Source organism: Streptomyces sp. NPDC021224, from assembly GCF_044332905.1.
In the GTDB taxonomy this organism is placed as follows: Bacteria; Actinomycetota; Actinomycetes; order Streptomycetales; family Streptomycetaceae; genus Actinacidiphila.
In genome coordinates this window covers 282,391-307,811 of the sequence record NZ_JBIRPW010000003.1, presented here as the reverse complement: position 1 = coordinate 307,811, position 25,421 = coordinate 282,391, and the positions used below count along the sequence as shown (strand labels likewise).

Sequence of the window (25,421 nt, the reverse complement as noted above, 5' to 3'; positions counted from 1 at the left end):
GCCGAAAGGTCCGGGCGGCGGCTCAAGGGGCAGAAGGGGCGGATCCCGGGTAGAAGGGAGGGCATGACCCACACCGCGGCGGCGCCGCCGAGCGCAACGTACCGGCTCCAGGTACAGCCCGGCTTCACCTTCGCGCAGGCCGCGCGGGCCGTCCCGTACCTGAAGGACCTCGGCGTCAGCCACCTGCACCTCTCGCCCGTGCTGGAGGCGGTGCCGGGGTCCGGGCACGGCTACGACGTGGTCGACCACACCCGGGTACGGGCCGAGCTGGGCGGCGAGCAGGGCCTGCGGGAGCTGTCCCGCACGGCCCGCGAGCACGGGCTCGGCCTGGTCCTGGACATCGTCCCGAACCACATGGCCGTCCCGGCCCCCGAGCATCTGAACAGCCCGCTGTGGGCGGTGCTGCGCGACGGCCCGCAGTCGCCGTACGCGGACTGGTTCGACATCGACTGGGCCGCGCTCGGCGGGCGGCTGCTGCTGCCGGTGCTGGGCGAGCCGCTGCCCGACGCGGCGGACAAGCTGTCGGTGGTGCGGGACAAGGCCGCGGGCGGCACCGTCCTGGCCTACTACGACCACCGCTTCCCGCTGCGCCCCGGCACGCAGGAGCTGCCGCTGCCGGAGCTGCTGGACGCCCAGTGGTACCGCCTGGCCTACTGGCGCACCGCCCGCACGCAGCTGAACTACCGCCGGTTCTTCACCGTCTCCGACCTGATCGCGGTGCGTGTCGAGCGCCCGGAGGTCTTCGCGGCCACGCACGCGACCGTGCTGCGGCTGCTGCGCGACGGGGTCGTGGACGGGCTGCGCGTCGACCACCCGGACGGCCTGGCCGACCCCGCCGGGTACCTGCGGCGGCTCGCGGAGGCGAGCGGCGGGCGCTGGACGGTCGTGGAGAAGATCCTCCAGCGCGACGAGCCGCTGCCCGCCGACTGGGCCTGTGCCGGGACCACCGGCTACGACGCGCTGGACCGGATCGACGGCCTGTTCACCGATCCGGCCGGCGCCGAGCGCCTCGCCGACTTCCACCGCTCCTACACCGGCGCCGACGACGACCGCGGCGGGCGCTGGGAGCCGACCGTGCGGCGGGCGGCCCACCGGGTCGTCACCCACGACCTCGCCGCCGAGGTCGCCCGGCTGCGCCGCGCCGCGGAACGCGCCCGCGCGGCCGTCCCCGGCGCCCCGCCCTACCGGCGCGAGGTGCTGGACGACGCGATCCGCGAGCTGCTGGTGCGGGTGCCCGTCTACCGCCCGTACGTGCCGCCCGCGGGGCCCGCCTCCGCGCGGGACGAGGCGATGATGGAGCGCGCGGCGCGCGAGGCCGCCGAGGCGGCGCCGGGCCTGGGCGGCGCGGTGGACTTCGTCCGGGACCTCGCGCTGGCCCGCCCCGCGCCGGGCGGCGAGGGCGCGGACGCCGCGGACTTCGCGGCGCGCTTCGCGCAGGTCGCCTCCGCGCTGCACGCCAAGTCGGTGGAGGACACCGCCTTCTACCGCTACACCCCGCTGCTCCCGCTGTGCGAGGTCGGCCGGGACCCGTCCGCCCCCGCGACCGCACCCGCGCAGTTCCACACCTTCTGCGCGGGCCTGCTGCGCGAGCGGCCCGCGACGGGCACGGTGCTCTCCACGCACGACACCAAGCGCAGCGCCGACCTGCGGCTGCGGCTCGCGGTGCTCTCCGAGATGCCGGAGGCGTGGGCCTCGTGGATGGCCGAGCGCGACGCCCGCGAGGAGCAGCTGTCCTGCCCGCCCGCACCCGACCGGCAGGTGCAGTACACCGCCTACCAGACGGGACTGGGCCTCGGCTTCTGCCACCCCGACCGGCTGGTGCCCGCGCTGCTGAAGGCCGTCCGGGAGGCGGGGCTGCACACCACGTGGACCGAGCAGGACGCGGCCTACGAGCAGGCCGTCACCGACTTCGTCGCACACGGCCCGTGCGGGCCGCAGGTCTACGACATCGGCGAGTTCGCCGGGCGGCTCCAGCCGTACGCCCGGGCCAACACGCTGGGCGCGGCGCTGCTGCACCTGACGATGCCGGGCGTGCCCGACGTCTACCAGGGCACCGAATTCCCCGTGCACACGCTGGTCGACCCCGACAACCGCGCCCCGATGACGGGGCCGTCCGGCGACGGCCGGCGCTCCGGCACCTCCGGCGCCCTCGCCGAACTGCTGGACGGCCGCCCGCCGGGCAACGGCGACGAGGCCAAGCTGCTGCTGACCGCGGTGGCGCTGCGGCTGCGCCGCGACAACCCGCACTGGTACGGCCCGCAGGCCGCGTACGACCCGCTCGCCGCCGACGGCCCGGCCGCCGCGCACTGCGTGGCCTTCGTCCGCGGCGGCGGCGCGCTCACCGCGGTGACCCGGCTGTCGCGCCGCCTGGAGGAGGCGCACGGCTGGCGCGGGACCGTGCTGCCGCTGCCGCCCGGCCGCTGGCGCAGCCGGCTGACCGGTGCCGTGTACACCGGCCGGGTGCCGCTCGCCGAACTGCTCGCGGACTCCCCCGTGGAGCTGCTGACCCGCGAGTGAGCGCCCGTCACGCCTGGACGGTCGGCAGGACGACGAGCTGCCGCAGGTTGACGTGCCGCGGACGGCTCGTGGTGTACGCGATCAGGTCTGCGACGTCGTCGGCCGTCAGCGCCTGCCCGAAGGCCTCGAACATGCCGTCGAGCGCCTGCGACAGCTCCGCGTTGTCGATGTGGCTGCCCAGCTCGGTGTCGGTCAGTCCCGGCTCGATGTTGCTCACCCGCACCCCGCGCGGGCCGAACTCCGTACGCAGCGACGCCGAGAGCTGCGTCAGCGCGGCCTTCGTGGCGCCGTAGACCGCGTAGTTCGGGAAGACCACGTGGGCGCCGATCGAGGAGACGTTCACCAGGTCGGCGGGACGGCCCTCGGCCGCGGCCGCCAGCAGGTCGTCGCGGAAGGCGTCGATGACGTGCAGCGCGCCGCCCAGGTTGGTGTCGATCATCCGCGCCCACTCGTCCGTGCGGCCCGCGTCGACCGGGTTCGGCAGCATGACCCCGGCGGAGTTCACCACCAGGTCGGCCGCCCCGAACGCGTCCCGTACCCGCCCGGCCGCGGCCCGCACCGACGCCGGGTCGGTGACGTCCGCGGCGACGGCGAGCGCCTGGCCGCCGTCCGCGGCGATCTTCCCGGCGAGCGCGTCCAGCCGCTCGGCGCGCCGGGCGAGCAGCGCGACCCGCACCCCGTGAGCGGCCAGCCGCCGCGCGGTCGCCTCCCCCATCCCGCTGGCGGCGCCGGTGACGACGGCGGTACGACCGGTGAGGCGTTCGAAACCGAAGATGCTCATGAGAAGTGACTCCCCGAAAGTGACCCGTGTGCCGGGTGCTCGTCCTGCTGACGGGATCCACTGTGCGCGGCCCCGCGACACCCACCCAGGGCTGAGCTGAACCTGGGTCCGGCAGTACCAGGATCGGGCGCGGGGGTGCGTCTAGGGTTCTGGCATGGACAACACGCTCGGGGATTTCCTGCAGTCCAGGCGGGCCGCGATCCAGCCGGAGGACGTCGGTCTGCCGCCGTACGGGCGGCGCCGTGTGCCGGGGCTGCGCCGGGAAGAGGTCGCGCAGCTCGCGGGGGTGAGCGTCGACTACTACATACGGCTCGAACAGGGGCGCGGCAAGAACGTGTCGGACGCGGTGCTCGACGCGGTCGCGCGCGTGCTGCGGCTCGACGCCACGGAGCACGCGCACCTGCTGGCGCTCGCCCGGCCGTGCCGGGGCCCGGCCCCCGTCCCCGCGTCCGACGCGGTGCGTCCGGGGGTGCAGCTGCTGCTGGACCGGATGGCCGACTGCCCCGCCATGGTGCTCGACCACCGCATGGACGTCCTGGCGTGGAACGCCCTCGGCGACGCGCTGCACGGCTTCACCGCGGACCCGCTGCGGCGGAACATGCCGCGGCTGGTCTTCCTCGACCCGCAGGCCCCCGAACTCTTCCCGGAGTGGCCCGCGGTCGCCGCGGAGACGGTCTGCTACCTGCGGCTCGGCGCCGGCCGCCGCCCCGGGGACGAGGCGCTCGCCGCGCTGGTGTGCGAGCTGTCGCTCAAGAGCGAGGCCTTCCGCCGGCTGTGGGCCGACCACCTCGTGCGGGAGAAGACGTACGGCGTCAAGCGGATCAACCACCCCGTGGCCGGGGAACTGCGCCTGTCCTACGAGACGCTCGCGCTGCCGGGCGAGGGCGACCAGACGCTCGTGGCGTACACGGCCCCGCCGGGCTCCCCCACGGCCGACCGCCTCGCCCTCCTGGCCAGCTGGTCGGCTCCCTCGCTGCGCGGGCCGAACGCGTAGGCCCTGCCACGTGCGGTGGTGCCCACGGCCTTCCCCCGGTGGGGGCTGGGCCCCCACCGGGGGAAGGTCGCGGCGCCCACCGGATGAGGCAGCCCGGAGCGTCACCGGGCAGAAGCCACCGCGGGGCCGAGGTAGGAGATCAGCTCGGCCACCGGCGGGGAGAAGGCGGCGCGGGCCCACGCGTGGAGGGGGCGGCGCCAGGGCGGGGTGAGGGACACCGCGGGGGTGCCGGGCGGGACCGCGTAGGAGGGGACCGCCACGACCCCCGCCCCCGCTGCGGCCATCGCGACCGCTGTCGTCGTGTGCTCCGTCCGCACCGCGCCCCGGGGTGCGAACCCCGCGCGTTCGCAGGCCAGGTCGATGAAGGGCCGCCCGTCCACCACGGGCTCCATCGCGCACCGCACCCAGTCCCGCCCGGCGAGCGCGGTGAGCCGTACGGGCCCGCCGCCCGCGAGCGGGTCGCCCGGCGGGAGCACGACGACGACCTCCTCCTCGCCGATCACCGCCCGCGCCGCGGCTTCGGCGCCGTCCCCGCCGTGCCCGACGGCGAGGTCCGCGACGCCCCGCGCCATCGCGTCGTCGAGGTCCGCGTCCCGCGCGTACTCGTGCAGGACGAGCTGCACGCCCGGGTGATCGCGCCGCCAGCGGGCGAAGGCGGGCGGCAGGAGCCCGGCGGCGACGGAGTGGACGGCGGCGACGTGGATCTCGCCGCCCTCCGCCCCGGCGGCGGCGCGCGCGGCCCGTTCGGCCTGCGCGGCGCTGCGCACGGCCAGCTCGGCGTGCGGCAGGAAGGCCCGGCCCATGGCGGTGAGCCGTACCCCGCGCGGCAGTCGTTCCAGCAGCGGCCCGCCGACGTGCCGTTCGAGCGCCTTGATCTGGTGGGACAGCGCGGGCTGGGTGACGTGCAGCAGTTCGGCCGCGCGGGTGAAGGAGTCGGCCTCGACGACAGTCACGAAGTACTCCATCTGCCGCAGGCTCACCGCGGGCCTCCTCATGAACGTCCTGCATGGACAATGCGCTGATTATGCCTTGGACTCATGACCGGGCGCGACCGGAGACTGGCCGCATGACGAGCGAGAACACCCCGGACGCCGCCCCCGCGGAAACGGCGGACGTCATCGTGGTCGGCGGCGGCACGGGCGGCTACAGCACGGCGCTGCGCGCCGCGGGCCTCGGCCTGGACGTGGTACTGGCCGAACGGGACCTGGTCGGCGGCACCTGCCTGCACCGCGGCTGTATCCCCAGCAAGGCGATGCTGCACGCGGCCGAGCTGGTCGACGGCATCGCCGAGGCGCGCGAGCGGTGGGGCGTCAAGGCGACGCTGGACGGCGTGGACTGGCCCGCGCTGACCGCGACCCGCGACGACATCGTGGCCCGCAACCACCGCGGTGTGGAGGGCCACCTCGCGCACGCGGGGGTGCGGGTGGTGCGGGCCGAGGCGCGACTGACGGGGCCGCGTTCGGTGACCGCGGGCGGGCGGACGTACACCGCGCGGCGCGGGCTCGTCCTGGCGACGGGCTCGCGTCCGCGGCTGCTGCCGGGTCTCGTCACGGACGGGCGGCGGGTCGTGACGAGCGACGACGCCCTGTTCGCGCCGGGCCTGCCGGATTCCGTGCTGGTGCTGGGCGGCGGGGCGATCGGCGTGGAGTACGCGTCGCTGCACCGCTCGATGGGCGCCCGGGTGGTGCTGGTCGAGGCGGCCGGCCGACTGCTGCCGCTGGAGGACGCCGAGGTGTCCCGGCAGCTCGAACGGGGCCTGCGCAGGCGCGGCGTGGAGATCCTGACCGGCGCGCGGACGACGGGCGCGGAGCCGTACCCGGACGGGGTGCGGGTCACCGTGCTGGGCGCGCGCGGCGAGACGCGCGTCCACGACGTGGACAGGCTGCTGGTGGCGGTGGGCCGTGAGCCGGTCACGGACGGGCTCGGCCTCGCGGCGGCGGGGCTCGCCACGGACGCGCGCGGCTTCGTGCCGCCCGCGGACTGGGCGCGGCTGGAGACCGCGGCGCCCGGCGTCCACGTGGTGGGCGACCTGCTGCCGCCGCCCTCCCCCGGCCTGGCGCACGCGTCCTTCGCGGAGGGCCTGCTGGTCGCGGAGGTGCTGGCCGGGCGGAGCCCGCGGCTGGTGGACTACGCGGCGGTGCCGCGGGTGACGTACTCCAGCCCGCAGACCGCCGCGGTCGGCCTGACGGAGCAGCAGGCCAGGGACGCGGGCCACGAGGTGGTGGTGAACACGATGCCGCTGACGGCGGTGGCCAAGGGCATGGTGCACGGCCGGGGCGGCAGTGTGAAGGTGGTCGCCGCGGCGGGCGGGCCGGTCCTCGGCGTCCACCTGGTGGGACCGCATGTCTCGGAGATGATCGCCGAGAGCCAGCTGATCGTGGGCTGGGAGGCCGACCCCGCGGACGTCGCCGCGCACGTCCACCCGCACCCGACGCTCTCCGAGGCGGTCGGCGAGGTCTTCCTGACGCTGGCCGGGCGCGCCCTGCACCAGTCGGCCTGAGGCCCGCCCGCCGCCGGACCCGGGGGTGAATCGGGTCTAGCGGGTCCTGCCCGCGGGCATGCATCCTGCGCGGGACGCAGTGGCCGGCGGCGGACGGGAGATGTGCGTGCTGTTCGAAGTGTGGGCGCCCCAGGCCCAGCGGGTGGAGGTGGTGGCCGGCGGACGCACGCACCGGCTCGGGCCCGACCCGGCGCGGGAGGGGTGGTGGCGGGCGGAGCTGTCGGCCCCGGCGGGCACCCGCTACGCGTACGTCCTGGACGGCGGCCCTCCACTGCCCGACCCGCGGTCGCGGCGGCAGCCGGACGGGCCCGACGGGCCGAGCGCGGTCGTCGACCACGACGCCTTCGCCTGGTCGGCGCCCTGGCCCGGACGCGGCCTGCCCGGCGCGGTGCTCTACGAGTTGCACGTCGGCACCTTCACCCCCGCCGGGACCTTCGACGCGGCGGTGGAGCGGCTGCCGCACCTGGCCCGGCTCGGCGTCACGCACGTCCAGCTGATGCCGGTGTGCTCCTTCCCCGGCACCAACGGCTGGGGCTACGAGGGGGTGTCGCTGTGGTCGGTGCACGAGCCCTACGGCGGACCCGAGGCGATGAAGCGCTTTGTCGACGCGGCGCACCGGCACGGCCTCGGCGTCGTCCTGGACGTGGTGCACAACCACCTCGGCCCGTCCGGCAACTACCTGCCCGCCTTCGGCCCGTACTTCACCGACCGCCACCACACCCCGTGGGGCGACGCGGTGAACCTGGACGCGCCCGGCTCGGACGAGGTGCGCGCCTTCCTCGTCGGCAGCGCCCTGGCCTGGCTGCGCGACTACCGCCTGGACGGGCTGCGGCTGGACGCGGTGCACGCGCTCGTCGACACCCGCGCGCTGCACTTCCTGGAGGAGCTGTCCACCGCCGTGGACGGGCTGTCGGCGGCGCTCGGCCGCCCGCTCTTCCTGATCGCCGAGTCCGACCTGAACGACCCGCGCACCACCGCCCCGCGCGAGGCGGGCGGCCAGGGCCTGCACGCGCAGTGGAACGACGACTTCCACCACGCCCTGCACACCGCGGTGACGGGCGAGGCGCAGGGCTACTACGCCGACTTCGCCGCCGCGGGTCCCGCCGCCGTGGCCAGGACGCTGACCCACGGCTTCTTCCACGACGGCACCTGGTCCTCCTTCCGCGGCCGCCACCACGGCCGCCCGATCGACCCGACGACCCTGCCGGGCCACCGGCTGCTCGGCTACGCGCAGACGCACGACCAGATCGGCAACCGCGCGACCGGCGACCGGCTTTCGCCGCAGGCGCTCGGTGTCGCCGCGGCGCTCGTGCTGACCTCGCCCTTCACCCCGATGCTCTTCATGGGCGAGGAGTGGGGCGCGAGCACCCCGTGGCAGTTCTTCACCGACCACCACGACGCGGAGCTGGGCGCGGCCATCACCGCGGGGCGGCGGCGCGAGTTCGCCGCGCACGGCTGGGCCGAGCAGGACGTGCCCGACCCGCAGGACCCGGCCACCCGCGACCGCTCGTGCCTGGACTGGGCGGAGCCGGAGAAGGAGGGGCACCGCGAACTGCTGGAGTGGTACCGGGCGCTGATCGCGCTGCGCCGCTCCGAACCCGCCCTGACCGACCCGCAGCTGGACACCGTCACCGCGACGGCGGGCGGCCGGACGCTGCGGGTCGCGCGCGGCCCCTTCCGTGTCCTCGTCAACTTCTCCGACGCGCCCGCGCGGGTCCCGCTGAACGCGCCCTGCGAGGTGGTGCTGTCCCGCCCGGCGTGCAAGCTGCTGCCGGGGCCCGCCGTGCAACTGCCCGCCCGGGGGGCGGCGGTGCTGCGGACGGTGGACGCTACCGTGAACGTATGACCCACGACCGGCAGGACCGCCCCCAGGACGACACGGCCGACGAGCCGCGCGCGGACTGCGTGCTGTGCGGCGACCCGACCGAGCACCCCGCGAGCACCCGCGGCGCCACGTACTGCCCGGTGTGCGAGTGGCAGGAGGCGCAGCGCACCGCCTGCTCGGGCTGACCGGCGCTCCCGGGCGGCTAGGGTCTGTCGTTCGGATCTCCGCGGAGATCCGAACGACAGACCCTAGCCGCCCGTTCCGTAGGCGGCCATGAACATGTCGAGCAGGCCGTCGACGGCGGCCTCGTCGACCGGCCGGTTCGACAGCAGGGCGCGGTAGTAGAGCGCGCCGGACAGCACTTCGGCGGCGAATTCCAGATCCGCGTCCGCGACCAGTTCGCCGTCGCGCTGGGCGCGGGTGATCCGTTCGAGGGTGCTCTGCTCGACGGTGGCCAGGAAGCGTTCGTGCAGGGTCGCCCGCAGCGCGGCGTCGGCCTGCGCCTCGGCGATGACCGCCCGGTAGACGGGGCCGATCGGCGGGGCGGACAGCGCCCGGCCCGAGCGCAGGAACTGCTCGCGCAGGTCCGCGCGGACGTCGCCGGTGTCGCGGTAGTCCAGGTCGCTGGTCCACGCGCGGTTGAGCGCGTCGAGCAGCAGCGCCGGCATGGACGGCCAGCGCCGGTAGATCGTGTGCTTCCCGACTCCGGCCCGCCGGCCGACCGCCTCGATGCTCAGCCCCGCGTAGCCGGCTTCCGCGGCCAGGTCGAGGGTCGCCTGCAGCAGCTCCTCGGTGCGAGCCGCGCCCCGGCGCCTCGGCGTGGCGGGCGTGTCGGTCATGGCACCACCCTAACGGCACAGGGCGTGCCGTTGACAGCCGACGGGGTGAGCGCGCAGTATGCGAGTCGATCGGCACGCGTCGTGTCGTTGCCGGGTCGGCGACATCCGACCCGGACCGTCCAGCTCCGCACGGGGGAAGATCCGCATGGCCACCGGCAAGAACAGCACCCACGAGGGATTCACGGCCGAGGAACGGGCCGCGATGAAGGACCACGCCCAGGAGCTGAAGGCGGCCGGGCGCTCCGGCTCGGCGGCGGACAAGGCGGCGCAGGCGCGGCAGGACGTGCTCGCGAAGATCGCCGGGATGCGGGACTCGGACCGGATCATGGCCGAGCGTGTCCATGCCGTGGTCACGGCCGCCGCCCCGGCCCTCGCCCCGAAGCTCTGGTACGGGATGCCCGCCTACGCGCTCGACGGGAAGATCGTCTGCTTCTTCCAGAGCGCGGAGAAGTTCAAGGCCCGCTACGCGACCCTCGGGTTCAGCGACCAGGCGAAGCTGGACGACGGCACGATGTGGGCGGCCGGGTTCGCCCTCACCGAGGTGACGCCGGAGACGGAGGCACGGATCGCGGAGCTGGTGAAGCGGGCGGTGGGCTGAGCCGCACCCCCTCCGAACCGGCCGGGCCCGGCGGCTATGTCCCCAGCAGCGCCGTGCGGGCCGCGGTGACGTCGAAGGCGGCGGGCGGGTAGCGCGGGTCCATCAGCTCCAGGTGCTCCAGCAGGAGTTGGGCGACGGCCCAGTTGCGGTACCACTTGCGGTCGGCGGGCACCAGGTACCAGGGCGCGGCCTCGGTGCCGCAGCGTTCCAGCGCCGCCTCGTACGCCTCCCGGTAGGCGGGCCACAGGGCCCGGTCGGCGATGTCGCCCGGGGCGAACTTCCAGTGCTTGGCCGGGTCGTCGAGGCGGGCGAGCAGCCGGTCGCGCTGCTCACGGCGGCCGATGTGCAGAAAGACCTTCAGCACGGTGACGCCGTCGTCGGCGAGCGACTGCTCGAAGCGGTTGATGACGCCGTAGCGGCGGGCCCAGGTGGCCCGTGGGACGAGGCCGCGGACCCGGGCGACGAGCACGTCCTCGTAGTGCGAGCGGTCGAAGACGCCGATCTCGCCGGGGCCCGGCACCGCGCGGCGGACGCGCCACAGGAACGGGTGCCGGCTCTCCTCGGGGGTCGGCGCCTTGAAGGCGGTGACGCGGACGCCCGCGGGGTTCAGCCCGGAGGCGACGTGCTTGACGGTGCCGCCCTTGCCGGAGGTGTCCATGCCCTGGAGGACCAGCAGCAGGCACCGCGGGTCGCCCGCGGTGCTCTGCGCGAAGAGCCGGTCCTGCCACCGCGCGAGGAGCGTGCGGACGCGTTCGGTCTCGGCCCGCGCGCCCGCCTTGCCGCCCGCGGGCGCGCCCGGAGTGTCCCGGGTGCCGTATCCGGCCAGATCGACCGGGCCGGGCGGCACCCGCAGCAGTGACCGCAGATCGGGACCGGCTGTGTGCGCAGGCATGCACCGATCGTGCGCCCGGCCGCCCGGTCCCGCCAGTGGGGGGACCGGGGGCTCAGTCCGCGCGGCCGCCCGCCGCGCGCTCGGCGCGGGCGGCCGCGTCGCGGGCCAGCGCGGTGAGCCGGGAGACGGCCCGGAAGTACTTCTTGCGGTAGCCGCCGGACAGCAGCTCCGCCGAGAACAGCCGGTCGAAGGGCACGCCGGAGGCCATGACCGGGATCTCGCGGTCGTAGAGCCGGTCGGCGAGCACCACCAGACGCAGCGCCGCCGCCTGGTCGGTGATCTCGGTGACCCCGCGCAGGAAGACCGCGTCCACACCGTCGCACAGCGCCCCGTAGCGGCTCGGGTGGACGGTCGCGAGGTGCGCGGACAGTTCGGCGAAGTCGTCGAGGGCCGCACCCGGGGTGCCGAGGGCGGCGCGCGTCACCTGCTCGTCGGCGTAGGGCTCGGGCGCCTGCGGCAGACCGCGGTGCCGGTAGTCCTCGCCGTCGATCCTGATGCTGCTGAAGCGCGCGGACAGACCCTGTATCTCGCGCATGAAGTCGGCCGCGGCGAAGCGCCCCTCGCCGAGCCGCCCCGGCAGCGTGTTGGACGTCGCGGCGAGCCGTACCCCGGCGTCCGCGAGCTTGCCGAGCAGGGTGGAGACCAGCACGGTGTCGCCGGGGTCGTCGAGCTCGAACTCGTCGATGCACAGCAGCCGGTGCTCCCCCAGGGCGCGCACGGCGGGCTGGAAGCCGAGCGCGCCGACCAGGTTGGTCAGCTCGACGAAGGTGCCGAAGGCCTTGCGCTCGCGGGGCGCCGGGTCGGCGTGCCACAGCGAGGCGAGCAGATGGGTCTTGCCGACGCCGTAGCCGCCGTCGAGGTACACCCCGCCCGCGGCGGGTGCGGGCGGCGCGGAGCGGAACCAGCGGCGGCGCGCCCGCGGGGCGTCCTGCCCGGCGAACGCGCGGAGCTTCGCGACGGCGGCGGCCTGGCTCGGCTGGGCGGGATCCGAGACGTACGTCTCGAAGCGGACACCGTCGAAGCGCGGCGGGGGCACCATTTCGGCCACCAGCCGCCCCGTCTCGACATGCGGCGTGCGGCCGCTCAGGGCCACCGGGCTGAGCAGGGCGTATTCGTACGACGGCAGAGCTGTCACGACTGTCCAGCGTAGTCCCTCCGGGGGGCCGCCACGTCCCGGGACACCGTGGGGCGCGCCACTTCGGGACGTGGGAGGATCGCGGGTATGCGGCGTCTGTACCCACCCGCCGGGGCGGCGGGGCCCGCCGGCTCACCGGACGCGCTCGGGCAGCCGGATCTCGACACTCCCGGCGGTCTCGCGGAGGTTTACGCGTACCCGGACGGGGTGGCGCGGGGGCGCCCCTGGCTGCGGGCGAACATGGTCGGCTCGCTGGACGGCGCCGCGGTCGCCGACGGCAAGTCCGCGCCGCTGTCCTCCCCTGCCGACATGCGGATCTTCGGGGTGCTGCGGGCGCTCGCCGACGTGGTTGTGGTGGGCGCCGAGACCGCGCGCCGCGAGGGCTACCGGCCGGGCCGGGCGCGCAAGGAGTTCGCCGGGCGGCGGGCGGACGCGGGCCAGGCGCCCGCGCCGGCGATCGCGGTCGTCACCCGCGGCCTGGACCTGGACTTCGACAGCCCGCTCTTCCGCGAGCCCGTCGTCCCGACGCTGGTCGTGACCGGGGCGGCGGCGCCCCGGGAGCGGCTGGTGGCGGCGCGGGCGGCCGGCGCCGAGGTGGTGGTCGCGGCGGTGGAGGGCGGCGACGGGGCCGGGGTCGATCCGGTCCGCGCGGTCGCCGAGCTGGCCGCGCGCGGCTACCCGCGGCTGCTGCACGAGGGCGGGCCGCGGCTGCTGGCGCAGTTCGCGGCGGCCGGTACGGTCGACGAGCTGTGCCTGACGGTCGCGCCGCTGCTCACGGGCGGCGGGGCGCCGCGCATCATGAACGGCCCGGCCGTCCCGGGCCCGGCCCGGTACGAGCCGCGGTCGGTCCTGGAGGAGGACGGCTTCCTCTTCACCCGGTACGTCCGCGCGTAGCACGCGTCCGTCCCGTCCCGGCTCCGTCCGTCCGCCCGCCGCCCCGGACGCCGTCCCGCGCGCCGCGCGCCGGGCGGTCCGCCGTGCGGAGCGCGTAAACCCCGCGCCGCGTCGTACGCCCCCCGGGGCAAGGGTGAGCCGTAAAAAGCGGATTCGCACGTTCCGCTTGGTGTCGCTCGGGAAGACTCATAGCGGTGCCCTGTGAAGATCGGGGCAGGATGGTTTGCAGGGCGGCCGAGGGGCCCCTGAGAAAGAAGGACGCGTCCGTGTTCACGACCGTACTCATGATCGAGAAGGCGCTCGCCCCCGCCGACGTGGAGCTCGTCACCACCCTGCACGGCGAGGAGCCGGTCTCCTTCGTGGTGCTGATGCAGCCCCGCGGCGACCAGGACCGGCTGCTGCGGGCGGTGGACGACGTGGCGCTCGGCCACCTGGAGGAGGCCGCGCGGGAGAACGACGTCCCGGAGGGCGAGCAGGCGAACGGGCCCGCCGAACTGGCACTCGCCGCCTCCGTCGACCAGCTGCACACCGCCGGGGCCGAAGCGATCGGCGAGATCATCCAGAAGCACCCGCTGGACGTTCTCAGGACCGTGGTGGAGCGCACGCACGCCGACGAGGTGATCGTGCTGACCGCACCGCACTTCGTCGAGGAGTTCTTCCACCGCGACTGGACCTCCAGGGCCCGCCACAAGGTGGGCGTGCCGGTGCTCAAGCTCTTCGCCCAGCAGGACGACGAATGACGGCCGGGTGACGCACCGCCCCCACCCCGCGCCCGCCGCCGGGCCCTCGGGCGGCGGACCCGGGGCGGGCCGCGGACGGCGCCGCCCGCGGGTGCGCGAAGCCGCGGGCCCGGCAGTGCGAGAATCGGCTCACCCGTCCCGTGGACGACCCGGCCACCCCTTGGAGATGCGCGTATGAGCCCGACCGTTCCGCCCACCCTGGACCGACCGCACTTCATCGGGATCGGCGGCGCAGGGATGTCGGGCATCGCGAAGATCCTCGCGCAGCGCGGCGCGGCGGTGGCGGGCAGCGACGCGCGCGAGTCGGAGACGGCGGCCGCGCTGCGGGCGCTCGGCGCGACCGTGCACATCGGGCACACCGCGGCCAACCTCGCGCCGGACACCAGCGCGGTGGTCGTCTCCAGCGCGATCCGCGCGGAGAACCCGGAGCTGGCGGCCGCCCGCGAGCGCGGCATCCCGGTCGTGCACCGCAGCGACGCGCTCGCCGCGCTCATGACCGGCACCCGGCCGATCGCGGTGGCCGGCACGCACGGCAAGACGACGACCACCTCGATGCTGGCCGTCGCCCTCGGCACCCTCGGCCTCGCCCCGTCCTACGCGATCGGCGGCGACCTGGACGCCCCCGGCTCCAACGCCCACCACGGCACCGGCGACCTCTTCGTGGCCGAGGCCGACGAGAGCGACCGCAGCTTCCACGCCTACGCCCCCGAGGTCGCGGTGGTGCTCAACGTGGAGCTGGACCACCACGCGAACTACGCGTCGATGGAGGAGATCTACGACTCCTTCGTGACCTTCGTCGGCAAGATCCGCCCCGGTGGCACCCTGGTCGTCTCCGCCGACCAGGCGGGCGCCGTGGAGCTGACCCGGCGGGTGGCCGGCCGCGAAGGGCTGCGCGTCCTCACCGTCGGCGAGGCGCCGACCGCGGACCTGCGCGTCACGTCCGTCACCCCGCGCGGCCTGACCAGCGAGGTCACCGTGGTCCTCGCGGACGGCCGGGAGCTGGCCTTCACCGTCTCGGTGCCCGGCCGGCACTACGCGCTCAACGCCGCCGCCGCGCTCGCCGCCGGCACCGCCCTCGGGGTGCCCGCCGAGGAGCTGGCGCCCGCGCTGGCCTCGTACACCGGGGTCAAGCGCCGCCTCCAGCTCAAGGGCGAGGCGGCGGGCGTGCAGGTCATCGACTCCTACGCGCACCACCCGACCGAGATGACCGCCGACCTGGAGGCGATCCGCGCCGCCGCGGACGACGGCCGGGTGCTCGTGGTCTTCCAGCCGCACCTGTTCAGCCGCACCCGTGAGCTGGGCAAGGAGATGGGCGGTGCGCTCGCGCTCGCCGACGCCTCGGTGGTGCTGGACATCTACCCGGCGCGCGAGGACCCGATCCCCGGTGTGACCAGCGCACTCATCGTCGACGCCGCGCGCGCCGCGGGCGCCGACGTGACCCCGGAACCGGACCGCGAGGCGGTCGCGGAGCTGGTGGCAGGAATGGCGAAGCCCGGCGATCTCGTTCTCACCATGGGGGCGGGCGACGTGACCGACCTCGGACCGCGGATTCTGGCCCGCCTCGGCAGCTGAGAGGACCTCCATGCCGTACGAAGTGAACAAGTCCGACGAGCAGTGGCGCGAGGAGCTGTCCCCGCAGGAGTACGCGGTTCTGCGGCAGGCCGGCACCGAGCGTCCCTTCACCGGTGAGTACACCGACACCAAGACCGAGGGCGTGTACGAGTGCCGCGCGTGCGGCGCCGAGCTCTTCCGCTCCGGCACGAAGTTCGAGTCGCACTGCGGATGGCCGTCGTTCTACGACCCGGCCGACAGCGACGCGGTCGAGCTGATCGAGGACCGCACCATGGGCATGATGCGCACCGAGGTGCGCTGTGCGCGCTGCGGATCGCACCTGGGCCATGTTTTCGCGGGCGAGGGCTACCCCACGCCGACCGACCAGCGCTACTGCATCAACTCGATCTCGCTGCGGCTGGCCCCCGCCGGGGAGTGACGGGCGAGGGGGCGGGCACCGGAGGAGTCCGGTGCCCGCCCCTTGTCCGTGCCGGTGATCAGCTCGTGCTGCAGGAGACGGTCGGGGCGCCGTTGCTGCCCGAGTAGTTGGCGTTGAAGCCGAAGGACGTGCTCGCGCCGCCGCCCAGGTTGCCGTTGTAACTGGCGTTGGTCACGGTGACCGTGTTGCCGGACTGGGTGTAGCTGCCGCTCCACAGGTTGGTGACGGTCTGGTTGCCCGGGAAGGTCAGCTTCACCGTCCAGCCGTTGATGGCCGAGGAGCCGTCGTTCTTGACGCTCACCGCTCCGGTGAAGCCCGCGCCCCAGTCGGAGGAGTTGGTGAAGGCCGCCGAGCAGCCGCTGCCGCCCGTGCCGCCGGTCGAGCCGCCGGTGGTGCCGCCCGTCGTACCGCCGGTGGTGCCCCCGGTCGTGCCGCCCGTGGTCCCACCGGTCGTGCCGCCCGTGGTGCCGCCCGTGCTGCCGCCGCCGCTGCTGACGGTGATGTTGGAGCTGCCGGAGGAGCCGTAGCCCTCGGTGGCGAGGATCTCGTAGTTCGGGGTGCCGAGGTTCAGGCCCGCCGTCGCCCACGCGTTGAAGAAGTTCGCCACCGTGATGGTGCCGCCGGTGCGCTTGGCCTGGCGGATCGCCCAGTACTGGTAGAAGGTCGCGGTGCCCTCGATGGACGGCTGGTTCACCCGCTGCGTGCGGTACAGGTCGTACGTGCTGCCGTCACTGGTGACCGAACCCAGCTTGGTGGCGCCCGAACTCGGGTTGTAGTTCCCGTAGTTGTCGACGATGTAGTACTCGATGAGCGGGTTGGTCGTCCAGCCGTACAGCGACAGGTAGCAGTTGCCGTTGCAGTTCCACGTGCCCGAGTACGTCACCGGGGAGGTGGTGCCCGGGTTCCAGCCCTTGCCGGCGACGAAGTTGGTCACGTTGTTCCACGTGGTGCTGTACTGGCCGCCGGAGCCCATCGTCATCGAGGCCTGGCCGCTGTTCTGGCTCCAGAACGAGTAGAAGTACCCGTTGTTGGTGCCGGTGCTGTTGGTGTTCACGGTCGTGTCGGCGTGGGCCGCGCCGGGGAGCGCGAAGGCGACCACGACCGACGCCGCGACGGCGACGAGACCTCGGACGGCCGCCATGACGGGGCGTCTGGGGTGCATCACACGGGTCAGCAGACTCACTGGGGTTCCTCCTAGCACGGATGTGGGGGGCGGTTGCGTGCCGTCGCCCCGGCCGCCGCGGGCCGGTGGACCGACACGACAGGGGCATGACACGCACCCCGACCGCCGAGCGTGCCGCGGCCGGAGTCCCGGGCCCGACCGGATGCGGCCCGGATCGCCGGCAAATCGTCACCGGTGACGCGGAACAGTCTGGACCGCACCCTCCGGGTGTCAACACTTTCGGTAGATATTTCGAAATCTTTCTGTCCGCAGGGATGTCATAGACAGGCAATATCCGCTGGTCGGCGGCCACTTGCGGAGATCCGGTGCGCTCGAACAGTCAACTCCCGCAATGGGCAGGCCGCATGACGATCGGAACAGCGGGCACCGCTTCGAAAGTTTCGAGAGCCGTTTTTGGCGAAGAAGGGCCGCGCTGTCGATCTTGGCCGAAAACGATCGGCCCGGGGGACGCGGCACGGCGCGTACGGACGCGGCGCCCGGTGCCTGGCTACGCGCCGCGCGGGCGGTACGGCCCCGGGCCGGTCACTGCGCGCCGAGGCGGGAGACGGCCGCGCAGGACAGCGCGCCCGCGACGGCCGCGAGCACCGCGGCGAGCACGAACGGCAGCACCGGGTAGTGCACCGCGCCCGTGCGCGAGCCGGTCACCAGGCCGGTGACCGCCGCCTGCGCGGGCGAGCCGGACACCAGCAGCACCGCGCCCGCGCCCAGCGCCGTCACCAGCAGCGACCAGCCCGCGCCGCGCACCAGCGGCGGATTGGTCAGCGCCCCCACGGCGCCGCCGAGCAGCACCGCCACCGCCGCGGCCAGCAGCCCGGCGAGCGCGGCCGGGCCCACCGCGACGGCGGTGCGCAGATCGTCGGAGTGCGCCCCGCTCACGGCGGCGACCAGCACCGTCCCCGCGACGCCCAGCAGCGCGGCGGCGCCCGCCCCGACCGCCAGCGCCGCCGCGTGCGCCCGGCCGGGACCGACCGCGGAGGCGGTGCAGGCCCGCGCGGCGGCGGGCTCGTTGCGCACGCACACCCGCACCAGCCACGCGGTCACCGGCAGCAGCAGCGCGGCCGCGTACCCCATCGACCCGAGCACCGGCTCCCCGCCGCCGACCCCGACCGCCATGACCGCGCCGTACCCCAGCAACGGCGGCAGCCACCGGTGCGAGCGCGCCAGCAGCGCGGCCTGGTAGCGCAGCAGCGCCCCCGCGCGCCGCCACCGGCCCACGGCGGCGCGCGGCACGACCGGCACGGTCGCGGCCCCGTCCACGGGCGGGCCCGGAACGGCCTCCTGCTCCCCCGCGACCCCGGCGGCACGCGGCACGGCGGAGCCCTCCGGCGACGCCGGGACCGGCCCGGCCGCGCCCGGGTGCGCGTTCCGCACGGCCGCCGCCACGCGCGGCGGCTCGGCCGGACCGGCCGCCGCGCCGTCCGGCGGCGCCGGGGCGCGGGTGTCGTCGGTCGGCGGCGCGGGACGGACGGCGGTGATGTGCCAGGGCGGATCCGCGGACAGCAGGACGCGCAGGGCCGCGTCGGAGGATGCCGCGGGAAGGACGAGGCGGGGCGGGCGCGCACCGGGAAGCGCGTACGGGCGCACACCCGCGGGGAGTTCGCCGGTGCCATCGGCCTCGATCAGCACGCGGCCCCGCGGTGCGGCGGCCGCCGGAACACGCACCCGGGCGGCGACCCGGCCCGCCGCCGCGTCGACCGTCACCGTGACGTCCTGTTCCCCGGCCAGCCGGCGCGGGTCGTGGTCGACGAAGACCACCGTGCCGCCCGCGGCCGTCCTCGCCCGCACCGCCGCGTCCAGCGTGGCGCGGGCCGCGGTGTCCAGGCCCGTCCACGCCTCGTCGAGCACCAGCAGTTCGGGGTCGGCGAGCAGCGCCTGGACGACCGCGACCTTCTGGCAGGTGCCCTTGGACAGCTCGTCGAGCGGGGTGCCCGCGTACCCGGCGACACCGAAGCTTTCCAGCCAGTGCGCCGCCCGCTCCCGGGCGGTCGCGGAGGGCAGCCCGCGGACGGCCCCGAGATGCGTCAGGTAACGCAGGGCGGGGAAGGGCAGCGCGGCCGGAAAACGCTCCGGGACGTACGCGGTGCAGGCGGCGGGACGGCCGGTGATCCGGCCCGCGGTCGGACGATCCACCCCGGCGAGCAGCCGCAGCAGCGTCGACTTGCCGCTGCCGTTCACGCCCTCGACCCGCACCAGCGCACCGGGCGGCAGCTCCAGCGCGACGTCCCGCAGCACCCACGGACCACGCAGCCCGTAGCGCCGCCCCACACCGTCGAGTCGCAGCAGCGTCGCGTGCACGGGCCCATCCTGGACCACCCGCCGCGGAGCACCAAGCGGCGGTGGCAGACTGGGCCCGTGACCAGCCCCTTCCAACACAGCGCCGCCGAGCGGGACGCGGCGCCGCAGTACGTCCTGCCGCTCGTCGTACGCATCGAGCGGGACGCCCCGCCGGAGCGCACCGACGCGCTGGAGACCGCCGCCCGCGCCGTCCTGACCCTGCTGTCCGACGAGCGCGCCACGGCCGAGGACGGGGAGTGGGCGCAGGCCGTCCGCGACTGGCAGGACGCGCGGATCCGCAAGGTCGTCCGGCGCGCGCGGGGCGCGGAGTGGCGGCGCGCCGAGACGCTGCCCGGCATCACGGTGACCGGCCGCACCGCCGAGGTACGGGTCTACCCGCCGGTGCCGCTCGACGGCTGGCCCAAGGACCTCGCCAAACTCCAGGTCTCCGGCACCGAACTCGACGACCCCGCGCCCCCGCCGCCGCCCGCCGCGGACGAGCCCGTGCTGTGGCTCAACCCCGAGGTCACCATGTCCGCGGGCAAGGCCATGGCGCAGGCCGGGCACGGGGCGCAGCTCGCATGGTGGGAGCTGAGCGCTTCCGAGCGGGCGGGCTGGCGTGCGGCGGGCTTCCCGCTGGCGGTCCGCACCGCCACGGCGGCGGCGTGGCCGCCCCTGGTGGCGTCCCCCCTCCCCCTCGTCCGCGACGCGGGCTTCACGGAGATCGCCCCGGGCTCGGCGACCGTCGTCGCGGACCACCCCGTCCTCCGCGGCTCCCCCGCCTGACGACGCCCCGCACCGCCCCTTGCGGCGGGTGTCGCGATCTCCCCCGGTACGTGGCTTGTCGCGCAGTTCCCCGCGCCCCTAAAGCCCACCCCGCGCGCCAAGGGCACCCACAGGAGCGCGAGGAACCGCGCGCTCAACCCCCCACCCGCAGAAAGTCCCGCGACAAGGGGACCGCGGCACCCCCCGGGGAAAGGGGCGCGAGGAACCGCGCGAACAACCCACCACCCGCAGAAGATCCCCCCACAAGGATCCGCGGCACCCCCCGGGGCTCACGGCACGAGCACGAGACGGCCTCGTACGCCGCCCGCGGCCAGGCGGGCGTGGGCGGCGGGGGCCTCGGCCAGGGGGTACGTGGCGGCCACTCGCAGGGAGATGTGGCCCGCGTCCGCGAGGGCGGACAGTTCCGTGAGGCGGCGCCCGTCCGCGCGGATCCAGACGTTGGCGACGCGCGTACCGCGCCGCGGCACGGGGTCGGATCCGTGGCCGACGGCCACGAGCGCGCCGCCGCCGCGCAACGCTTCGAGCGCGGCTTCGCGCAGCTCGGCCGCGTCGAGGACCCCGTCCACCCCGCCGGGCGCCCACGCCCGCACCGCGTCGCCGACGTTGGCGACGGAGCGCGGGACGAAGTGCTCGGCGCCCAGCTCGCGCACCAGCTTCTCGTCGTCCGCCCCGGCGAGCGCCGCGACGCGCAGGCCGCGCAGCACCGCGAGTTCGCCCGCGAAGCCGCCGACGCCGCCCGCCGCGCCGGTGACCAGGAGAGTGCTGCCCGCGGGGAGGTCCAGCAGGTCGAGGCCCTGGTCGGCGGTGAGGGCGTTGAGCGGGATCGTCGCGGCCTCGGCGGCGGTGGCCTCGCGCGGGGCGCGGCCGACCGCGGAGGTGTCGAGGACGACGTGGTCGGCGTAGCCGCCGGTCGTCAGGTCCAGCCGGTCGACGCAGCCGATGACGCGGTCGCCGACCGCGAACCCGGCCCCGGCGCCCACCGCGTCGACGCGGCCCGCGACGTCCCATCCGATCCCGTACTGCGCGCGCGGCGCGGTGAAGCCGACGGCGGCGACTCCCCCGGCGCGCACCGCGAGGTCCACGGGGTTGACGGCCGCGGCCTCGACCGCGATGCGCACCTGTCCGGGGCCGGGCTCGGGCACCGGCTGCTCGACGACCTCCAGTGCCTCGGGTCCGCCGAATTCCCGCACGACGACCGCCCGCATGACCCCGCTGCCGGTGTTGCCCATCTCCGCACTCCTGCCTGCTGGTTGACGCGTACGCGGGGGCGTCCGCACCCCGCACCGCGACCCTAGGCAGCGTTGCTCTCTTCTGGTAAGCAGGCACCTGGAAGTGCGTAACCCACCGGAGGAGCCCATCATGCCGACGAGGACCGCGGCCGAGCGCCGGGCGCAGGCGCGGATCGCGTACGACGCGTTCCTGGCGGCCTGCCCGTCACGGCAGTTGCTGGAGCGGCTGAGCGACAAGTGGACGACGCTGGTCGTCACCGCGCTCGCCGAGGGCCCGCAGCGCTACGCCGAACTGGCCCGCCGGATCGCGGGGGTGAGCCAGAAGATGCTCACCCAGACCTTGCGGGCGCTGGAGCGCGACGGCCTGCTGACACGCACGGTGACACCGGAGGTGCCGGTCCGGGTGGACTACGAGCTGACGGCCATCGGGCGGGACCTGCTGCCCGTGCTGGCGGCGGTCAAGGAATGGTCGGAGCGGAACATGCCGGTCGTGCTGACGGCCCGCGAGGCGTACGACGAGGAGCACGTCTGACATGCGTCCGGGCCCGGCCCCGCGGGGTGCCGGGCCCGGAGGGGCGGCTGTCAGGCGAGACCGGCGACCAGGTCGGCGATCTCCCGGCGGCGCCCGGTGTAGAAGGGCACCTCCTCGCGGACGTGCCGACGCGCCTCGGAGCCGCGCAGGTGCCGCATGAGGTCGACGATCCGGTACAGCTCGTCGGCCTCGAAGGCGAGGATCCACTCGTAGTCGCCGAGCGAGAAGGACGCGACGGTGTTGGCACGCACGTCCGGGAAGCCGCGGGCCATCTTGCCGTGGTCGGCGAGCATCCGGCGGCGGTCCTCGTCGGGCAGCAGGTACCAGTCGTACGAGCGGACGAACGGGTAGACGCTCACGTAGTCGCGCGCGTGCTCGTCGGCCAGGAAGGCCGGGATGTGCGACTTGTTGAACTCCGCGGGGCGGTGCAGCGCCATGTTCGACCACACCGGCTCCAGCGCGCGGCCGAGCCGGGTGCGGCGGAAGAGGTTGTAGGCCTCCTGGAGCGCGTCGGCCGTCTCGGCGTGCCACCAGATCATCAGGTCGGCGTCCGCGCGCAGCCCGGACAGGTCGTACGTGCCGCGGATCGTGACGTCCTTGGCGGCGAGCTGCGCGAACAGCTCGTCGACCTCCTCCGCGTAACCGGAGCGGTCTTCCGGGAGCGGGGCGCGGAGCCGGAAGACCGACCACAGGGTGTAGCGGATGACCTCGTTGAGGTCCTTGGCCTTCTTGCCCGCGTTGGGGGCCTTGGCGAGCGCGGCAGCGGTGTCGCCGGCGGCGGCGTCGGCGGGGACGTGGGCGTCGGCGGGAGTGGAGTCGGTCATGCGGCTATTCTCCCGCGCCGTGCGTCCCGCCCGGCGGCAGGGTGGCCAGCAGCCCGTCCGCCGCCCGCTGCCCGCTGCCGACGCAGGCCGGGATGCCCACACCGTCGTAGACCGCGCCGCACACCTCCAGGCCGGGCAGCTTGCCGACGTGCTCGCGGATCCGGGCCACCCGGTCCAGGTGGCCCACCGGATACTGCGGCAGGCCGGCGTCCCACCGGGTGACGCGGGCGGCGACCGGCGCGGCGCGCAGCCCGACCGCCTGCTCCAGGTCCTCGCGGGACAGCCGCACCAGGTCGGTGTCGTCCCACGCGAGGTCGCCCTCGTCGCCGAACCGCCCGACGGAGGTGCGCAGCACCACGGTGTCGCCGCCCGCCTCGTCCAGCCAGCCCCACTTGCGGCTGGAGAAGGTCGAGGCCTTGATCGTCCGGCCGTCGACCGGCGGCACGAGGAAGCCGCTGGACTGCGGCAGCGGCGCCAGGTCTGCGCGCCGGAAGGCCATCGTGACCAGTGCCATGCTCGCGTAGTCCACGCCCGACAGCTCCGCGGCGGCGGCCGGCGACTCGCCCTCCAGCAGGTGGGCGGCGGTGGGCGCGGGCACCGCGAGCAGCACGGCGTCGGCGTCGATCGCGCGGTCGGCGAGCAGCACCCGCCAGCCGTGCGGGCCGGTGCGGTGCAGGTCGCGCACGCGCGCGCCGGTCTCGACGGTGACGCCCAGCGCCCGGCAGGCGTCGGCGACCGCGAGCGGCAGCCGTCCGACTCCCCCGCGCAGCCCGTTGAAGACCGGGCCGGTGGCGGTGGAGGCGGCGGCCTTGCGCTGGATCGCGCGGGCGGCCTCGATGAGCGAGCGCCCCTCGGTGGCGGCGGCCCACAGCTGCGGCACCGCGGCACGCAGCGAGATCTCGTACGCGTTGCCCGCGTAGACGCCGCCGAGCAGCGGTTCCACGAGCCGGTCGACGACCTCCCGGCCGAGCCGGGCGGCGACGAACGCGCCGACGGCCACGTCCCCGTCCACCGCGGTGCGCGGCAGGACGTGGTCGAACGGGATGCGGGCGAGGCCCGCGGGCGAGATCACGCCGGAGGCGGCGAGCGGCCCGAGGTCGCCCGGCACACCCATCACATGGCCCTTCGGCATCGGCCGCAGCCGCCCGCGGGTCCACACCGTGGCGCCCAGCACGGCGGGCGGCTCCAGGTCGTCGCCGAGCCCGACCGCGCGGGCCAGGGCCACCGCCTCCGGGCGGCGGGCGAGTATCGACTCGGCTCCCAGGTCGACCGGGACCCCGGCGATCTCGTCGGCGTGCAGCTTGCCGCCGAGCCGCGCGGAGGCCTCCAGCACGGTGACCCGCGCCCCCGCGGCCGCCAGCCGGTGGGCCGCGGCGAGCCCGGAGATGCCGCCGCCGACGACCACCACATGGCCCGGGGGCCGCTCCCCCGCGGGGTCGTGTGCGGGTCCGCGGGATGCCGCCGCGGCCGGACCGGAGTGCGCGTCGCTCATACGACCACTGTCTCAGACGCCGGATCGAGTTCGGACCGTGATGGTGCCGGTACCGAAGTCGCGGAACGGGGTGCGCGACACTCCCGTCAAACCTGCACTTCCGCTCGACAACCGTGTCTCTGGGGGGATTTCACGATGAGAGTCAGTCTGAGACAGGCCGCGCCCGGCGTGCCGGGCGCCCATCCGCCCGGCTCGCGCCGGGCAGGCCGGGGGCGCCGCCGGGCGTCCGCGGCCGCCGCGCTGCTGCTGGTGGGGGCGCTCGCCGTCGCCGGGTGCAGCGCGTCGTCCGACAAGTCCGACAGCTCGCACAGGAGCGACAGCGCCGCGGGCCCGGCGGCGGCCGCGCCCGGCAGCGGGAACGGCAGCGGCGACAGCGCGAGCTCCGGCGCCGTCCAGGACGAGGGCGCCGCCGGGAAGACCGCGCCGTCCGCCGGGTCGTCCGGCACCCCGGCCGGGAAGACGCCGCACCTGTCGCCGTCGTACCTGATCCGTGACGCGGAGCTGAGCGTCCGCACCCCGCACGTCGCGGACGCGCTGCGGCAGGCGAAGTCCTACGCGGCCGACGCCGGGGGCTACTCCGGCGACGAGGACACCACGACGGGACCGGACGGCCGGGTCACCTCCACCGTCCAGCTGCGCGTGCCGCCCGCGGGCTACGACGCCCTGCTCGACCGGCTGTCCGGGCTGGGCAGCCTGCTGTCCCGCAAGGTGAGCGTGCAGGACGTCACCGGCCAGGTGGTGGACGTGCAGAGCCGGGTGAAGTCCCAGCAGGCGAGCGTGGCGCGGGTGCGCGCCCTGATGGACCAGGCGTCGGGCCTGGACGACGTGGTCGCGCTGGAGAGCGAGCTGAGCACGCGCGAGGCGGCCCTGGAGTCGCTGGAGGCCCAGCAGGCGTCGCTGCGGGACCGGACGAATCTGGCCACCGTCACGCTCAGCCTGAGCCAGCCGCCCGCGAAGCCCGTGCACAAGAAGGCGCCGAAGGCCCACCACGACGGCTTCTGGACCACCGTCGGGCACGGCCTGCGCGACGGCTGGAACGCCTTCTACGTGGCCCTGCGCGTCGTCCTGGTCGTCCTGGCGGTGACGCTGCCCTTCCTGCTCGCGGTGGCGGCGCTGTGGCTGGCCTACCGCGAGGTGCGCCGCCGCTGGTGGCCGCGGCGCGAGCCGGACCCGGACGCCCCGACGCTGCGCGCGCCGGGCGGGCTGCCGCGCCACCCGCAGCAGGGGGCGGATGCCGCCGACCCGTGGCGGGCACCGGCGGGAGCGGTGGCCGTGCGCCCCGCCCCGGCCGCTCCGGCGGCTGACGTCCCGGGCGCGCCGCCGGTACCACCCGCTCCGGCCGCGCCCCCGGTGCCGCCGCAGGGCCCGGGGAAGGAGCAGCCGCCCGCCGGGTGAC

Annotated in this window: 23 protein-coding genes; 13 read left to right on the top strand and 10 right to left on the bottom strand. The window is 75.5% G+C overall.

Going from position 1 to position 25,421, the window contains the following annotated elements:
- Positions 1 to 63 precede the first annotated feature (63 nt).
- The gene (treY, locus tag ACH4PY_RS09830) at positions 64 to 2,517 is read left to right on the top strand and encodes a malto-oligosyltrehalose synthase (RefSeq protein ID WP_398178256.1); all 2,454 of its coding nucleotides are present in this window, start codon (positions 64 to 66) and stop codon (positions 2,515 to 2,517) included.
- Between the two features lie 7 nt (positions 2,518 to 2,524).
- Here the strand turns inward: treY and ACH4PY_RS09825 are convergent, their stop codons facing one another.
- Positions 2,525 to 3,298: an SDR family oxidoreductase gene (locus ACH4PY_RS09825; RefSeq protein WP_398178253.1), complete on the bottom strand. Its 774-nt coding sequence runs from the start codon at positions 3,296 to 3,298 to the stop codon at positions 2,525 to 2,527.
- Between the two features lie 154 nt (positions 3,299 to 3,452).
- On the opposite strand from ACH4PY_RS09825, the gene ACH4PY_RS09820 reads away from it, so the two are divergent.
- Complete coding sequence (locus tag ACH4PY_RS09820) at positions 3,453 to 4,292, top strand: helix-turn-helix transcriptional regulator (RefSeq protein WP_398178250.1); 840 nt, start codon at positions 3,453 to 3,455, stop codon at positions 4,290 to 4,292.
- Between the two features lie 101 nt (positions 4,293 to 4,393).
- Here the strand turns inward: ACH4PY_RS09820 and ACH4PY_RS09815 are convergent, their stop codons facing one another.
- On the bottom strand, positions 4,394 to 5,272 hold the full coding sequence (locus ACH4PY_RS09815) for a LysR family transcriptional regulator (protein WP_398178247.1): 879 nt from the start codon (positions 5,270 to 5,272) through the stop codon (positions 4,394 to 4,396).
- An 86-nt stretch (positions 5,273 to 5,358) separates the two neighbouring features.
- On the opposite strand from ACH4PY_RS09815, the gene ACH4PY_RS09810 reads away from it, so the two are divergent.
- From ACH4PY_RS09810 to ACH4PY_RS09800, 3 genes are all read left to right on the top strand, one after another.
- Positions 5,359 to 6,792, top strand: coding sequence for an FAD-dependent oxidoreductase (locus tag ACH4PY_RS09810; protein ID WP_398178244.1), 1,434 nt, complete (start codon positions 5,359 to 5,361; stop codon positions 6,790 to 6,792).
- Between the two features lie 106 nt (positions 6,793 to 6,898).
- Entirely contained in the window at positions 6,899 to 8,638 is a 1,740-nt protein-coding gene (gene treZ, locus ACH4PY_RS09805; protein WP_398178240.1) for a malto-oligosyltrehalose trehalohydrolase, read from the top strand.
- The gene (locus tag ACH4PY_RS09800) at positions 8,635 to 8,802 is read left to right on the top strand and encodes a hypothetical protein (RefSeq protein WP_398178237.1); all 168 of its coding nucleotides are present in this window, start codon (positions 8,635 to 8,637) and stop codon (positions 8,800 to 8,802) included. The genes treZ and ACH4PY_RS09800 overlap by 4 nt, the downstream gene beginning before the upstream one ends.
- Before the next feature lie 63 nt (positions 8,803 to 8,865).
- Here the strand turns inward: ACH4PY_RS09800 and ACH4PY_RS09795 are convergent, their stop codons facing one another.
- Positions 8,866 to 9,456 carry a TetR/AcrR family transcriptional regulator gene (locus ACH4PY_RS09795; protein ID WP_398178234.1) on the bottom strand — a complete coding sequence of 197 codons (591 nt, stop codon included), beginning with the start codon at positions 9,454 to 9,456 and terminating at the stop codon, positions 8,866 to 8,868.
- Positions 9,457 to 9,601: 145 nt separating this feature from the next.
- Here ACH4PY_RS09795 and ACH4PY_RS09790 point away from each other — a divergent pair, with 145 nt between their 5' ends.
- Positions 9,602 to 10,054, top strand: a complete 453-nt coding sequence (locus tag ACH4PY_RS09790; protein WP_398178231.1) for an iron chaperone — start codon at positions 9,602 to 9,604, stop codon at positions 10,052 to 10,054.
- Positions 10,055 to 10,088: 34 nt separating this feature from the next.
- On the opposite strand, the gene ACH4PY_RS09785 is transcribed toward ACH4PY_RS09790, so the two are convergent.
- Both ACH4PY_RS09785 and zapE read right to left on the bottom strand, forming a co-directional pair.
- Positions 10,089 to 10,946 (bottom strand): PPK2 family polyphosphate kinase, encoded by an 858-nt coding sequence (locus tag ACH4PY_RS09785; protein ID WP_398178227.1) that lies wholly within the window; start codon positions 10,944 to 10,946, stop codon positions 10,089 to 10,091.
- A gap of 52 nt (positions 10,947 to 10,998) precedes the next feature.
- The gene (gene zapE, locus ACH4PY_RS09780) at positions 10,999 to 12,081 is read right to left on the bottom strand and encodes a cell division protein ZapE (RefSeq protein ID WP_398178224.1); all 1,083 of its coding nucleotides are present in this window, start codon (positions 12,079 to 12,081) and stop codon (positions 10,999 to 11,001) included.
- Positions 12,082 to 12,168: 87 nt separating this feature from the next.
- Between zapE and ACH4PY_RS09775 the strand changes: the two genes are divergently transcribed.
- From ACH4PY_RS09775 to msrB, 4 genes are all read left to right on the top strand, one after another.
- Entirely contained in the window at positions 12,169 to 12,975 is an 807-nt protein-coding gene (locus ACH4PY_RS09775; RefSeq protein ID WP_398178221.1) for a pyrimidine reductase family protein, read from the top strand.
- A gap of 266 nt (positions 12,976 to 13,241) precedes the next feature.
- Positions 13,242 to 13,715 (top strand): indole-3-glycerol phosphate synthase, encoded by a 474-nt coding sequence (locus tag ACH4PY_RS09770; RefSeq protein ID WP_398178218.1) that lies wholly within the window; start codon positions 13,242 to 13,244, stop codon positions 13,713 to 13,715.
- 174 nt (positions 13,716 to 13,889) lie between these two features.
- Entirely contained in the window at positions 13,890 to 15,287 is a 1,398-nt protein-coding gene (gene murC, locus ACH4PY_RS09765) for a UDP-N-acetylmuramate--L-alanine ligase (RefSeq protein WP_398178215.1), read from the top strand.
- 10 nt (positions 15,288 to 15,297) lie between these two features.
- A complete protein-coding gene (gene msrB, locus ACH4PY_RS09760; RefSeq protein WP_398178211.1) occupies positions 15,298 to 15,705 on the top strand; it encodes a peptide-methionine (R)-S-oxide reductase MsrB in 408 nt (135 codons plus the stop codon).
- 58 nt (positions 15,706 to 15,763) lie between these two features.
- Here the strand turns inward: msrB and ACH4PY_RS09755 are convergent, their stop codons facing one another.
- Both ACH4PY_RS09755 and ACH4PY_RS09750 read right to left on the bottom strand, forming a co-directional pair.
- Positions 15,764 to 16,846, bottom strand: coding sequence for a glycoside hydrolase family 11 protein (locus ACH4PY_RS09755; protein ID WP_398178208.1), 1,083 nt, complete (start codon positions 16,844 to 16,846; stop codon positions 15,764 to 15,766).
- 564 nt (positions 16,847 to 17,410) lie between these two features.
- Positions 17,411 to 19,183 (bottom strand): ATP-binding cassette domain-containing protein, encoded by a 1,773-nt coding sequence (locus ACH4PY_RS09750; RefSeq protein WP_398178205.1) that lies wholly within the window; start codon positions 19,181 to 19,183, stop codon positions 17,411 to 17,413.
- Between the two features lie 57 nt (positions 19,184 to 19,240).
- Here ACH4PY_RS09750 and ACH4PY_RS09745 point away from each other — a divergent pair, with 57 nt between their 5' ends.
- The gene (locus ACH4PY_RS09745; protein ID WP_398178202.1) at positions 19,241 to 19,948 is read left to right on the top strand and encodes a peptidyl-tRNA hydrolase; all 708 of its coding nucleotides are present in this window, start codon (positions 19,241 to 19,243) and stop codon (positions 19,946 to 19,948) included.
- Between the two features lie 269 nt (positions 19,949 to 20,217).
- Here ACH4PY_RS09745 and ACH4PY_RS09740 read toward each other — a convergent pair whose 3' ends face one another.
- The gene (locus ACH4PY_RS09740) at positions 20,218 to 21,177 is read right to left on the bottom strand and encodes an NADP-dependent oxidoreductase (RefSeq protein ID WP_398178199.1); all 960 of its coding nucleotides are present in this window, start codon (positions 21,175 to 21,177) and stop codon (positions 20,218 to 20,220) included.
- A gap of 130 nt (positions 21,178 to 21,307) precedes the next feature.
- Between ACH4PY_RS09740 and ACH4PY_RS09735 the strand changes: the two genes are divergently transcribed.
- Positions 21,308 to 21,709 carry a winged helix-turn-helix transcriptional regulator gene (locus ACH4PY_RS09735; RefSeq protein ID WP_398178196.1) on the top strand — a complete coding sequence of 134 codons (402 nt, stop codon included), beginning with the start codon at positions 21,308 to 21,310 and terminating at the stop codon, positions 21,707 to 21,709.
- Positions 21,710 to 21,759: 50 nt separating this feature from the next.
- Here the strand turns inward: ACH4PY_RS09735 and hemQ are convergent, their stop codons facing one another.
- Both hemQ and hemG read right to left on the bottom strand, forming a co-directional pair.
- Positions 21,760 to 22,533: a hydrogen peroxide-dependent heme synthase gene (gene hemQ / locus ACH4PY_RS09730; protein WP_398178193.1), complete on the bottom strand. Its 774-nt coding sequence runs from the start codon at positions 22,531 to 22,533 to the stop codon at positions 21,760 to 21,762.
- Between the two features lie 4 nt (positions 22,534 to 22,537).
- Positions 22,538 to 24,025: a protoporphyrinogen oxidase gene (gene hemG, locus ACH4PY_RS09725; protein ID WP_398178190.1), complete on the bottom strand. Its 1,488-nt coding sequence runs from the start codon at positions 24,023 to 24,025 to the stop codon at positions 22,538 to 22,540.
- A gap of 135 nt (positions 24,026 to 24,160) precedes the next feature.
- Between hemG and ACH4PY_RS09720 the strand changes: the two genes are divergently transcribed.
- Positions 24,161 to 25,420, top strand: coding sequence for a DUF4349 domain-containing protein (locus ACH4PY_RS09720; RefSeq protein ID WP_398178187.1), 1,260 nt, complete (start codon positions 24,161 to 24,163; stop codon positions 25,418 to 25,420).
- Position 25,421: the final 1 nt, after the last annotated feature.

Excerpts from the sequence above, each read along its gene's own strand:
- treY (WP_398178256.1), top strand. The coding sequence starts at position 64 with ATGACCCACACCGCGGCGGCGCCGCCGAGCGCAACGTACCGGCTCCAG.
- ACH4PY_RS09825 (WP_398178253.1), bottom strand. The coding sequence starts at position 3,298 with ATGAGCATCTTCGGTTTCGAACGCCTCACCGGTCGTACCGCCGTCGTC.
- ACH4PY_RS09820 (WP_398178250.1), top strand. The coding sequence starts at position 3,453 with ATGGACAACACGCTCGGGGATTTCCTGCAGTCCAGGCGGGCCGCGATC.
- ACH4PY_RS09810 (WP_398178244.1), top strand. The coding sequence starts at position 5,359 with ATGACGAGCGAGAACACCCCGGACGCCGCCCCCGCGGAAACGGCGGAC.
- ACH4PY_RS09800 (WP_398178237.1), top strand. The coding sequence starts at position 8,635 with ATGACCCACGACCGGCAGGACCGCCCCCAGGACGACACGGCCGACGAG.
- ACH4PY_RS09795 (WP_398178234.1), bottom strand. The coding sequence starts at position 9,456 with ATGACCGACACGCCCGCCACGCCGAGGCGCCGGGGCGCGGCTCGCACC.
- ACH4PY_RS09790 (WP_398178231.1), top strand. The coding sequence starts at position 9,602 with ATGGCCACCGGCAAGAACAGCACCCACGAGGGATTCACGGCCGAGGAA.
- ACH4PY_RS09785 (WP_398178227.1), bottom strand. The coding sequence starts at position 10,946 with ATGCCTGCGCACACAGCCGGTCCCGATCTGCGGTCACTGCTGCGGGTG.
- ACH4PY_RS09775 (WP_398178221.1), top strand. The coding sequence starts at position 12,169 with ATGCGGCGTCTGTACCCACCCGCCGGGGCGGCGGGGCCCGCCGGCTCA.
- murC (WP_398178215.1), top strand. The coding sequence starts at position 13,890 with ATGAGCCCGACCGTTCCGCCCACCCTGGACCGACCGCACTTCATCGGG.
- msrB (WP_398178211.1), top strand. The coding sequence starts at position 15,298 with ATGCCGTACGAAGTGAACAAGTCCGACGAGCAGTGGCGCGAGGAGCTG.
- ACH4PY_RS09755 (WP_398178208.1), bottom strand. The coding sequence starts at position 16,846 with ATGGCGGCCGTCCGAGGTCTCGTCGCCGTCGCGGCGTCGGTCGTGGTC.
- ACH4PY_RS09740 (WP_398178199.1), bottom strand. The coding sequence starts at position 21,177 with ATGGGCAACACCGGCAGCGGGGTCATGCGGGCGGTCGTCGTGCGGGAA.
- ACH4PY_RS09735 (WP_398178196.1), top strand. The coding sequence starts at position 21,308 with ATGCCGACGAGGACCGCGGCCGAGCGCCGGGCGCAGGCGCGGATCGCG.
- hemQ (WP_398178193.1), bottom strand. The coding sequence starts at position 22,533 with ATGACCGACTCCACTCCCGCCGACGCCCACGTCCCCGCCGACGCCGCC.
- hemG (WP_398178190.1), bottom strand. The coding sequence starts at position 24,025 with ATGAGCGACGCGCACTCCGGTCCGGCCGCGGCGGCATCCCGCGGACCC.
- ACH4PY_RS09720 (WP_398178187.1), top strand. The coding sequence starts at position 24,161 with ATGAGAGTCAGTCTGAGACAGGCCGCGCCCGGCGTGCCGGGCGCCCAT.